The 11,984-nt window shown below is 49.0% G+C and carries 10 protein-coding genes; 2 read left to right on the forward strand and 8 right to left on the reverse strand.

Translation table 11 applies throughout. The annotated features are described in order from the left end of the window. Positions 1-384: 384 nt before the first annotated feature. Positions 385-852, reverse strand: coding sequence for a VOC family protein (locus EKM73_RS07940; protein ID WP_125701429.1), 468 nt, complete (start codon positions 850-852; stop codon positions 385-387). A gap of 648 nt (positions 853-1,500) precedes the next feature. Between EKM73_RS07940 and EKM73_RS07945 the strand changes: the two genes are divergently transcribed. After that, on the forward strand, positions 1,501-3,102 hold the full coding sequence (locus EKM73_RS07945) for a peptide ABC transporter substrate-binding protein (RefSeq protein WP_125701430.1): 1,602 nt from the start codon (positions 1,501-1,503) through the stop codon (positions 3,100-3,102). Positions 3,103-3,624: 522 nt separating this feature from the next. Further along, positions 3,625-4,809 carry a metal-dependent hydrolase family protein gene (locus EKM73_RS07950; protein ID WP_125701431.1) on the forward strand — a complete coding sequence of 395 codons (1,185 nt, stop codon included), beginning with the start codon at positions 3,625-3,627 and terminating at the stop codon, positions 4,807-4,809. Positions 4,810-5,101: 292 nt separating this feature from the next. Here EKM73_RS07950 and EKM73_RS07955 read toward each other — a convergent pair whose 3' ends face one another. The 7 genes from EKM73_RS07955 to EKM73_RS07980 form a co-directional block, all read right to left on the reverse strand. After that, positions 5,102-6,211: a glycerol dehydrogenase gene (locus EKM73_RS07955; RefSeq protein WP_125701432.1), complete on the reverse strand. Its 1,110-nt coding sequence runs from the start codon at positions 6,209-6,211 to the stop codon at positions 5,102-5,104. A 253-nt stretch (positions 6,212-6,464) separates the two neighbouring features. Further along, positions 6,465-6,701 carry a 30S ribosomal protein S18 gene (gene rpsR, locus EKM73_RS07960; protein ID WP_011666824.1) on the reverse strand — a complete coding sequence of 79 codons (237 nt, stop codon included), beginning with the start codon at positions 6,699-6,701 and terminating at the stop codon, positions 6,465-6,467. Positions 6,702-6,729: 28 nt separating this feature from the next. After that, a complete protein-coding gene (ssb, locus tag EKM73_RS07965; protein ID WP_125701433.1) occupies positions 6,730-7,299 on the reverse strand; it encodes a single-stranded DNA-binding protein in 570 nt (189 codons plus the stop codon). 41 nt (positions 7,300-7,340) lie between these two features. Continuing rightward, on the reverse strand, positions 7,341-7,637 hold the full coding sequence (gene rpsF / locus EKM73_RS07970) for a 30S ribosomal protein S6 (RefSeq protein ID WP_125701434.1): 297 nt from the start codon (positions 7,635-7,637) through the stop codon (positions 7,341-7,343). A 320-nt stretch (positions 7,638-7,957) separates the two neighbouring features. Continuing rightward, positions 7,958-8,080 (reverse strand): hypothetical protein, encoded by a 123-nt coding sequence (locus EKM73_RS12960; RefSeq protein WP_263853802.1) that lies wholly within the window; start codon positions 8,078-8,080, stop codon positions 7,958-7,960. 84 nt (positions 8,081-8,164) lie between these two features. Further along, positions 8,165-8,950: a helix-turn-helix domain-containing protein gene (locus EKM73_RS07975; RefSeq protein WP_125701435.1), complete on the reverse strand. Its 786-nt coding sequence runs from the start codon at positions 8,948-8,950 to the stop codon at positions 8,165-8,167. Positions 8,951-9,260: 310 nt separating this feature from the next. Then, positions 9,261-11,801 (reverse strand): BspA family leucine-rich repeat surface protein, encoded by a 2,541-nt coding sequence (locus EKM73_RS07980; RefSeq protein ID WP_125701436.1) that lies wholly within the window; start codon positions 11,799-11,801, stop codon positions 9,261-9,263. Between the last annotated feature and the right edge of the window lie 183 nt (positions 11,802-11,984).

Consider the following 11,984-nt stretch of genomic DNA (forward strand, 5'->3'; position numbering starts at 1 on the left):
TTCATGGCCTTTTTGACTAGTCTGAATAAAGAACTGGTCTAGTAGAGCAGGTGTTGCACTTCAATTTTAAATCGAGGAAAAATTTTTTAATAACATTTGGGTAAACGTTATCACTTTTGGAATATGTACATTTGTCTTAATGATTGTACAGTTCAAAATCTCGTTTCTAAATACAATGATTTTTCTCATGATAAATGTTCTTATTGATGGTTGGCTTGTTTTTAAACAACGGAAGGGAAGTTAAATCCTACTTAACGACGTCACAATTTCTCTTAAGAAATATCGTTTTCAATCTTACCGTCACACTTCGTTTATCAATTTGCCATGTAAAAGCAGCAAAAGATTGGCCCTAGAAATCATAAAATGACTTCTAGGGCCAAGCTTTCATTGAATATTTGGATCTTTAATCTGGCTCCACGGCATCACGTGTAGCATCCACGAGATGCCATACTTATCGGTGAAGTGGCCCATCTTGCCACCCCAAAATTGCGATTCAAATGGCATGTCGACCGTCACCGTACCGGAGGCGACAACCCGCTGATAAAAGTCCTCAGCTGCTTGAGCACTCGCAGCATCATCAGCGTTAATATCCAAGATCATATCAATCTGATTTGTGGGTTCCGGTTTGCCACGAAACGCATCGGCACACTGGAAGTTCATCCCAAGAATGCTGAACCCAGCATGAATGGTAATATCGTCTAAATTTGCATCCGCTGGCAACCCGAACTGCTTCGCCTGGGCTGCATCTGGACTAAAGCGATAAACGTCCGCGGCACCGAAGACCTCTTGATAATAGGCCAAGGCATCCTTGGCGCTCTCAAACGAAATACTGGGAATCAATCGTGATTGCACGGCAAAACATCTCCTTGATTTGAATAGCCTAAGTGTACCAAGTTCCTTGCTTACTGGGTAGTGATTACCCTTAACCAGCTCAGAATTTCTGGCTGTTTTAAACCAAATGTTTCATGTGAAACATCGGGAAAATTTCATTCTAGAAAACTATTTTTAACCCAAATGCTACTATAAGGTGTCTCCGCCACATGATTACCCTACCTCCACAATTTCAAATTTTCCCGTTGACAATCCCCATTTCCGTGATAAACTAGCAATTATTAACAATTGATTAGAAAATTAAAAAGTGATGATGAAGTCCAGTAACGCAGGTCACCCCTTGTTAGCGAACCCGGTTTAGTGAGAGCGGGTCAAGGTCGCCAGCGCGAACATCCCTTCGGAGCTGTTTGCCGAAATTAAAGTAAGTCTATACCGGTAGCAACCGTTATCAATGCAGTGAATCGCGAGTGTGGTTCGTATCCCAGTAGATCCTAGACTCTGGGAACGTCCTTCTAGGAAGCTCGCCGTTCATGGATAGCGCTACTTTTTGAGTAGCAAAAATAAGGTGGTACCGTGCAGACTGCGCCCTTACGGAGAGTTTTTTCCGTAGGGGCGCATTTTTTATTTTCAGGGTATTTCTAATCAATTGAAATTCTAGGAGGTTTTTGTATGAAACATCTCGCCTATACCGCACCGTTAGTCCTACTTTTACTCCTCACCCTGAGTGGCTGCGGCAGCGCTGCCGGTAACACCACTAAGAATCGCACACTTAATGTCACGCTTCCCAGCGAACCCGCCACCGCCGACCCCAACAAGTCGACCGATACCAACAGCGGGAGCGTGATCTCCCAGACCATGGAAGGTCTCTATACTTATGATCAATCCGGCAAGATCGTTGCCGGCGTCGCCACTAAGGTGGTTAAACCCACCAACAACGGCAAAACATATACGTTTAACCTTCGTAAGACGGCCAAATGGGCCAACGGACAGCCCGTCACCGCACAAGACTTTGTCACGTCACTACGTCGCTGGGTCGACCCGAAGACCAAGGCCCAATACGCCAATAAGCTTTCCGCCATCAAAGGTTACGCCGCAATCCAAAACGGTAAGGCGGACCCCTCCACGTTCGGCGTGAAGGCCCTCAGCAAGACCAAGCTCCAGATCACGCTGAGTCAGGCCGTTCCCTACTTCGACGACCTCGTCTCCGACTACTATCCTCTGAACACTGCCACCGTGAAGAAGTACGGGCAGAAATACGGGACCAATGCCGCCAAGACCATGAGTAATGGCGCCTACAAGCTCGTCGGCTGGACCGGGAGTAACTCGTCCTGGACCTACGTCAAGAACACCCACTACTGGGATGCCAAAAACGTGAAAATCAAGAAGGTCAAAGTTGACGTCACTAAGGATGAAAGTACCGCGGCCACGCTGTTCAAGAGCGGCAAGATCCAGGAAACGACCGTCAGTGGCCAATACGTCCGGGCCAATGCCAACAACAAGCAGCTCCACAAGACGCTGCAGGGCCGGCTACAGTACCTCTACGTCAACAGTAAGAAGACCGCAACCAACTCCGAAAACTTGCGACAGGCCGTCTCCTACGTAACCAACCGGGAAACACTGACCAGCAAAGTCTTGGCGGATGGCTCCAAGCCCGCTCTCAACGCCGTTCCACGTGGTGATCAGACCAATCCAAAGACTGGTGAAGACATGGCAACCCAACTGGGAAATCTCCTGCCGACCGACGTTGCCAAGGCCAAGACGTACTGGGCTAAGTATTTGAAGGAAACCGGCAAGACTAAGGTCACCTTGAATCTATTGACCGACGACACCGATGATGACAAGCACGTCGGCACCTATCTCCAATCCGTGATGGAAAAGAACTTCAAGGGTCTGACGGTCACCACGACCTCCATCCCCCACGCCCAACACGTGGCACGGGACTTCGCCGGCACCTTCGAACTAAACCTGACCGGTTGGTCCACCAATTTACTAGATGCCTCAGACTTCTTAGACCTTGCGGCAAAAGACAACACGGTCAACTTCACCGGCTGGAACGATACCCCATTCAACGCACTCCTAGCCAAGGCAGAAACTCAAACGGGCCTGGCCCGCTACAACACCTTAATGGATGCCAACCAACGCCTGATGGCGGTCAAAGGCTACATCCCACTGTACCAGCCATCACAGGCCAAGCTCGTCAGCAAGGATGTCGGTGGCCTAAAGGATACGCTGTTGCACGGCGCGCAATATAAGTATGCGTACTGGAAGTAGAGAGTGGAGCAAGCCGCTTAGATTCTGAGCATTAACGTCATTAAGTGCCCGCTCGGTGGAACCGAGCCGGTGCTTAATGGGGTTAAGCGCAGGAATCTGGCTTGCGCAACTCGTTTCAGACCAGAGTGTGAAGAAGGGCGGTAGGTCCTGAGCATTAACGTAGCTAAGTGCCTGCTTGGCTGGGTTAAGCGCAGGGACCTGCCCGACTGAACACGTTTCAGCAGCCGCATATTTCCGGATATCGTGGCGAGAGCAAGTCTAACGAACCAAACAAAACTAACCAGCAACAACGCTTCAAACCAAAGTAAAACCAAGTTATCATCACGCACACCCAAGCCGCCCGTACCCCAAGCCCCAGTCCACAGCCACCACCAAGACATCCTCAAATGTTTCCGGCGACTGTGATCTCGATGCTTCAGGTCTGTGCGGCGCCTCACCAGAACTATGTATCAAACCAAACCATAACGATTTCTATACATTCTCACCTATATAATCACGACACAAAATTCAGGAGGAATTTATATGACCAAAACCACTTTCTTTAATTTCACCTTATTTGATGGCACCACCGATCAAAATCAAGCCGACGCGTGGTTTACCGTCGACGACGCTTCCGGTAAATTAGTCGACCGCGGGCAGGGCACACCCGCACCGGCTGACGCCAACGTCGACCTCAACGGCCAATACGTCATGCCGGGATTCATGAACGTTCACGTCCACGTCACCGCCGACACGCAGGCACTCCAAGGTAAGGAACACTCCGAAGCCGAGGCTGGCGTTCTGGCCTTCACCAACTTACAAACCCTACTCAAGTCCGGCGTCACCTATGTCCGGGGATGCGGAACCGGCTACGATGCCGACGTTAAACTGAAGAAGCTTCAACAATCCGGACAACTGCCCCATACGCCGCACATGTTAACCTCCGGCAAAGCCTTCTCAATGACGGGGGGTCATGGGGACTCCCCTCACGGCGGACACGCGGTCGACTCTCCCGATGAAATGCGCAAGGCCGTCCGCACCGCATTTAAGAATGGTGCCGAGAGCATCAAGGTCATGGCGACTGGTGGTGTCATGACGCCCAACGACTTCATGGAAGACGCGCAACTCTCCGTGGCCGAAATGCACGTGGCCGTTGAGGAGGCTCATCACAAGCGTCGGGTCGTTGCCGCCCATGCCGAGGGTAATCCCGGTATCCAAAACGCCTTAGACGCTGGCGTGGACTCCGTAGAACATGGCTTCTACGTCACCGAGGATGAGGCCAAACAGATGGTCAAGCAAGGCACCTACCTGACACCGACGCTGATCGCCGAATGGGTCATCCCCGAACAGGGCCACGGCGTCTTACCCGATTGGGAAGTCAAGAAGGCCGCCGATGCGTTAGATGACACCTACGTTAACATGCGTCGGGCCTTCCAACTCGGGGTGAAGTTCACCTGTGGGACCGATGCCGGGACGCCTTTCAACGGCTTTGATTTAACGCCCAGTGAATTTGGCCTCCTAACTAAATTGGGCATGACCCCTGCTCAGGCCTACCAGTGTTCGACCTTGAACTCGGCCGCCTTGATGGGCGTCGACCAGGAATACGGCACCCTGGAAGTCGGCAAATTCGCTGATTTCCAAGTCCTGAAGGCCGACCCACTTGCCGATACCGCAAACGTCGTTCAGACCGACAAACAGGTCTACCTCGGCGGTCACCGCGAGTTCTAAATCTTGTTAAAGAGCAATGCGTCCGCATGGGATCCGACCCCTGGTGCTGGCGCATTGCTTTTTATAGTTTTGCCCCGTCACCAAAATATTTATTTTGTTATATTAACGATTTACCAGTTGACTTTTATTTTTACTCCGTTAAACTGAGGAGACCTTCCTCAGTTTCGAGGAAACTACCATTAGCCTCACCAAAAATATAAGCATACAACTCAAAATGGACCAGTCGGCGATTACGCTGGTCCATTTCTAATTGACTGATAAACCTGCTAAACATGTATCAATTGAAATAATTCTAGAATCGACGCTGCATCTGCCGAGACAATTCATCGGTGGCCTTCATCGCAGAAAAGACATCGCGGGCGCTCACCGGAAAGCCCATGTTGTGGATGGTTTCTCCGGATTGGACCGTCAGTTTGGCAACCTTCATCAGATCCTCATCACTGGCCTCATCCAAATGAAGGTCGGCCAAGGTCGTTGGCAACCCTAGGTCGGCTTCAAAGTCCAGATAACGTTGGAATTCGGCATCGGTGGCTCCCTCCAAAACCAAGTTGAGAAGTGTCCCGAACGCCACCTTTTGCCCGTGTGATAGCTTATGCACGTCGCCGGAGAGCGCGGTCAGACCATTCTGGAAGCTATGAGCCGCAGCCAGGCCCGAGCTCTCGGCCCCAACACCACTCAGAAGAATATTGGCCTCGATGATATGATTCAACGCCGGCGTAACCACATGATCCGCGGCTGCGGACACGGCTTGGCCAGTGTATTTGAACAACAGTGACTCACACTTCTCGGCAAGGGCTAACCCGTCGGCCGTCTGGTCGGTCTGTAAGGGTAGCAGCGTGGTGGCTCGGGGCCGTGCGACCGTCTGCGCCTCAACGTTGGTCGACAGCGCGTCCGCAATCCCGTCGACCAGAAAACGCACGGGTGCTCCGGCAATCACGGTCGAATCCACTAGTACCAAGTCGGGGTTCTTGTCATAGAATTGGTACTTCAAGAACTCCCCATTGGGTGAATAGATGACGCTCAACCGCGTGCACGGCGAATCGTTCGATGCCAGCGTAGGCACAATCACGACGGGCACGTGGAGCTGATCGCCGACGGCCTTGGTCGTATCGTTGGTCTTTCCACCGCCTAGAGCGATGACGAATTTGGCATCCCTAGCCTCTCCGATAGCTTGAATCCGTGCAATTTCTTCCGGAGAACTCTCGCCGTTAAAGTGGATATGCTCAATCTTGAGCCCGTCCGCCGTCAGATGATGATAGAACTGCCCACCCACTAATTCCCAAACGATATCGTCGGCAATCAATAGGCCACGGTTACCAAACGGCGCAATGTAGCGGGCCGCGTGCTGCAGAAGCTGGTCACCCTGAACGTAGGTCGAGGGACTCGCAAATGCTGTAATCATTTCCAATACCTCCTCATTGAACTAGCTCCCATTCTAAAGAGTTCTCACAAAATCCAGCGACCAACGACTTCGCTTCTGCGATTTAAGATAGCCAATGCCCGCAACTAGTCAAAAAGGAGACTGCAGGTGTTCGCCACAGTCTCCTCAAAAATGATCCATGAAGTCTCTACACAACTACCAAGCATATTACGCGCATTTACGCTAATTTTGCCAAAAAAAAAGAACCAACACCTGAGTGTTAGTTCTTAATAGACTACTCTTCGCTAACGAATGGCATTAAGCCCATGATCCGTGAACGCTTGATAGCAATAGTTAACTTACGTTGGTTCTTGGCACTAGTACCAGTAACCCGGCGAGGTAAGATCTTACCCCGTTCGGAGATAAACCGACGTAATAAGTCAGTATCCTTGTAATCAATGTATTCAATGTGGTTGGCTGCAATAAAATCAACCTTCCGACGGCGACGGCCGCCACGACGTTGTCCTGCCATGAGAAATTCCCTCCTCGTATTTTAGTGTTTAGAACGGTAAATCATCATCGGAAATGTCAATTGAATCGCCGGTGTTCGCAAACGGATCAGCTGAGTTATTCCCAGCATTGTTGCCGTTATTGTTACTTGGGGATGGATTCGAGTTTTGCGATGGGGCCGTCGAAGACGGGTTCCCACTCGTAAATGGATTGGCATTTTGATTCTGATTCTGTTGAGGAGCATTATTCGCTGGGTTACCGCCGTAGTTCGTGTTGCCGCCATTGTTGTTCGCGTTGCGAGAACGTGGTTCGAGGAACGAAAAGTCCTCGACAACAACTTCGGTAACATAAACCCGTTGGCCCTGTTGATTTTCGTAATTCCGGGTCTGAATCCGACCTTCAATACCGACAAGGGAACCCTTGTGGAAGAAGTTCGCAAAGTTTTCCGCGGACTTGCGCCAGATGACGCAACTTACGAAATCAGCTTCCCGTTCACCAGTTTTGTTGGTGAACCGCCGATCAACGGCCAAGGTAAACGTGGCAACAGCAGCACCGCCTTGGGTGTATCGTAAGTCAACATCCCGTGTCAGTCGGCCAGTTAGTACTACTCGGTTGATCATTGCTGAATAACTCCTCTCAAAATTAAAAGTTTAAAGTCAAATTAGTCTTCGCGCTTAACGATCATGTGACGTAAGATGCTGTCGTTGATCTTAGCTAAACGGTCAAATTCGTTCAATGCTGCATCGTCATCAGCGTTTACAGTAATAACGTGGTAGATACCTTCGTTAAAACCACCGATTTCGTAAGCAAAACGACGCTTAGACCAATCCTTTGAATCAAGGATGTCGGCACCGTTATCCTTAAGCAACTTGTCGAAGCGTTCAACCAAAGCGGTCTTTGCGGCATCGTCAAGGTCTGGACGAATAATGTAGGTAATTTCGTATTTAGTAGTTTCCATGAATGTTACACCTCCTTATGGACTTCAGGCCCCCGCTGCGATGCGGGAGCAAGGAGAGACTCTAGCGAAAGCCAGATACTCACAAGCTAGTAGTATAGCATAAATCATTTCGTTAAGCAAATCGGGGCCGACCGACGGGTGCTGCTTACGCTACACTACTTAACTACGTGGAGAATGACCAAATATTTTTTAATTTCCAAAATTATTTTATTTTTAAGCAAGAAATGTCTGCTTATCCGTGGTCCATCGGGTTTTTAGATGAAAAGGGGGCCACGAGAAACGCGACCAGAATCAATCTGATCGCGCTGATTGCTTTAATTTTATTTGGCCCGTGGCATTTCGTCTTCGGCCTCATCCTCAGCCTCGCGAGCCAGTGACTCGACCAATAAACCATCGTGCATGAGAAATAACGTCTCTTGAATTGCTGCCCATTCACTCATCATTAGTCGGTTCCTCCTAATACGTCTGCTATGCCGTTACTTGTATTATTGCCCAAATGTCACCCACACCTGCTAATCTGCGATCACTCACTGCGTCATCGCATGTGCTTGAACCAACAATGCATAATCGTCTGCCAACATATAATCCGATTCATGCGCATCTGCCCATGCAATACCTTCGATCAAGAGCCGAATTGCCCGCTGAGGCTGTCCCTGCATTAAACAGATTCGCGCATACTGGTTAAAAACCATGCAGATATTTTGACTGCTATCTATCAAACGTTGTTCCCGAATGATGGTCAATGCACGCTCAAATCCGTCATAATTCGGCTGATCTGCGGTAGCCGCTGTCATATAATTTTCAGTTGAAAAGAGTAATACTTCGAGCGTCCGATACCGCTGCGGGTGCTGTGGCAACATCATAGTTAATGCTGTCCGAATACTTTGCAACGCAACAGTCGCGTCATGAGTTACCTGATAAACTGTACAACCGTAATAATAATAGTATGCTTTTAAATCTTCATCAGTTGTCAAAACCTGTAGACGGCCTGGGCGCTCCATATAGGTCTTCAGATCAACGTATCGCCGCTGGTCGTATAATCGATGAACTTTATCGCTAAACGACGGTAGGCGACGAATAGGATAGTTCTCCTTGAGCATCTGCTTGTGGGGCAATCGTAGCCGCTCACACAGCTTAGTCAGTAAACTTGCATTGGGAAGGTCAATTCCCTTCTCAATATCGCTGATCATGGCTTGCGCACAGAGTCCTGCGGCAAGTGCCTGCTGGGTGAGTCCCAGTGCTTGTCGCCGAGCCTTTAAATTATTTCCTAGCACAGTGACTGCCGTCGCAAAATCAATAATGGTCGTTGCCATGACGCCTCCGTCCCCCCCCCCTTTGCTTTCGTCAAATCAATCTAACCAATTGATATTATTTCGAGCTTACCAGACAGCTAAGATAAAGTAAACACATTTAACTATATACAATTATTTAAATAATTTAAATTACAATCTTTATATAGATTGCTTAGTAGCAACGATTATGTCCCATATTCATCTCTAATTGGACAACTATTTTACATTAATAAAGTCCGTCATTATTCATTGTATACTCTAGCCAAGAGTGAGTTAGCTAGACAAAAAGAACCACTCAGCCTAAGCCAAGCGGTTCCGTTAACTATTATATTTAATTTTGACGTTTGAACCAGTTCAGGATGAGGAGACTCAGGCCAATCACACCAGCCAGGTTTGCCCACCAATCGTGGTTCGCCTCCCCAGTTGCGGGTAATGTCTGCTTTTGCCGAATGTTAGCTTGACCCGTAGGTACGGCAGATTCACTTCCACGACGGTACCGCTGTTGGCTAACCTTTTTAACTTTACGCCGTTGCCCTTTGGGTTTCGATGAAGCTGGATTAGCCGTATCCGTCGAAATCAGATCACCACTTCCCCCGTTTTCCGCAGTCTCAACTGATTCAGCCGGCTTCTCCGGTTCAACTTGTGGTGTTGGTGTTGGTGTTGGTGTTGGCGTCGGTGTTGGCGTTGGCGTCGGTGTTGGCGTCGGTGTTGGCGTCGGTGTTGGCGTCGGATCTGGTTTCACCACTGCGTTCTTCTCAAATAACAAATAAATATCCTGATTACCATCGCCATATTTCCCGGGTAATCCTATACCACGCTTAAAGGTATAACCCACCAAACTATCCGCTACGTCCTTCGTGAACTGTTCGACCCGGTAAGCTGTTCCCGATTCCCCTTCAAATATTTCTGATTGATGGAGCTCCCGACCAGTTGATTGCTCAAGGTACCAGACCCGCACCGTCTGCAATTTGCGATACAACAACGTTAGCACTTGTGGCTCCAACGTAAAGACCCCCTGCGTCGGTAGTGGTGAGTCACGGTGCAGTCTGTATCCCGCAATCTCTGGTGCGACAATAGGGAAATGTGTCCCAATCTTTCCCGTCTGGACGCTATCTGGAAGCAACTGATTGCCGTTATCATCCACGGCGCGCAAGGTTGCACTTCCCAGATTGGAATTTTCTTTCAAATAATACAAAACAACTGCCTGTGCTTGCCTCCAAAATGTCCCCGTCAGAGGCGCACTGGCCCGTTGATAGCGGTAGCCCGGAAAATCCGTTTTAATCGTAAATGGCGCGCCCACTATGCCTGAAAGATACCGGGATTGTTGAAGATCCTTATTGGTAATCAAATCGCGGTAGTAAACAATTACGGGCGCTGCTTGAGCCTCTCGTACATACGTCCCTGCCATCGCCGGCGTATAGTGTTCCTCCAATCCTCTAACGGTTAATCGTGGTCCCTGCGGATGGTCAACGGTTCCCGCACCCACAGCATGCCAGTGATCAGTATCATGGGTATGCTGATCATCCTCAGAGGACGCTCCTAGGCCGGCTGTAAATTTCTTAGGATCCTGCAATAAAGTTTTCGGTCCCAAACGCAAAATATGTAGATTGGGCATCCCCCCTAACATCAATTCTACGCGGCCTTCACTCCAATACTCCGAGAAGGGATCATCGTGATAGTCCAAATGGGTCATATCAAATCCCGACAGGTCGACCGTCTTTGCCTGTGATAAGAAGAAAAGCTTCTGGAAACTGCCCGCATGCGACGTCTGCCAACCGCTAACGTTAATATTCTCGGCAGAACTGGCCGCAAATAACTGCTCAAAGTTAATGACGTTGCGCACATCCCATCGATGAAGATCCAACGACTTAGCGCCAGTCTCAGCCAGCATTTGATTCATTTTCGTCACATGGCTGACATCCCAATCCTCGATAGGTAATTTCTCTGCCGGAACATTGCGAAACATCTTGGACATGTCCGTCACATTCCCCGTCTGCCAGCCACTAACATTCAGTGAATTCAGGTGATAACAACTCCAAAACATTGACGTCATCCTGGTCACATGGCTCACGTCCCATCGGCGTAAATCCAACGACTCCAAGCCTGTATGGACAAAAGTACTGTCCATATTAGTGACGTGACTGGTATCCCACTGATCCCCCAGCTGCAAGCTTTTTAAGGATGACGTCTCCGCAAACGTGTCAGACATCGTTGTGACATTCTTCGTTTGCCACCCCCGCAAGTCCAGACTGGTTAAATTGCTCATTCCAAAAAACATCCCCGACAGGTCATCGACCTTGTTGACCGACCAACTCCGCAAGTCTAGCGACTGAATGCCACAATAAGTAAACAATGATCGCGCCCACTCTAATTGTGGGGTTTTCCAATTCTCAATGCGCAGTTCCTGGAGTGAATTCGTCCAGGCAAAAGCCTCCGGCATCGACGTGACTTGTCGCACATCCCAACTTCGCAGATCCAATTCCTTCAAGGATTTATCAAATTGAAACATGTACCCCATATTCGTTACCTGGCTGGTATCCACTAAATCCGCGCCACTAAAACGCTGTAGCTGATGCAGCCCAGAAAACATATATTCACTTTCTGCTGGAAGAACCACTTTTCCAGTAAACTGAATTTCTATAATCTGATCGGCATACCGCCGCCAACTGCCATTATTTGCAAAGTTACCGGCACCAATCTTCAAGACTCCATCCTGAAAGGTCCACTCACAGGTACCCGTTTTCCCGGTAATAACCTGACTATCATCCTTTACCGCATTCGTGGTCATGACCTTATCATCTTTGACTTCCGCCTGCATCGGTGATGACCACATCATCAATCCCGTTGTCGCTAAGCCAACAATCAAACTCACTTTCAATACGGACGTGCTATGACAATGGTTATGAGTATTCCCAGTTATCTTCAACGTTTTTCTCCTCCAACTAATGTTATCGTAGAAAGGCTATGGTCTAGACCAAGTATACCCGACGCAAAAGTGGAAATCCACCAGAATTGTTTATAATTTAAATTATAAACGCAGTTGCTTTTTGATAAA

Origin of the sequence: Levilactobacillus fuyuanensis (assembly GCF_003946395.1) — a bacterium.
Classification (GTDB): Bacteria; Bacillota; Bacilli; order Lactobacillales; family Lactobacillaceae; genus Levilactobacillus; species Levilactobacillus fuyuanensis.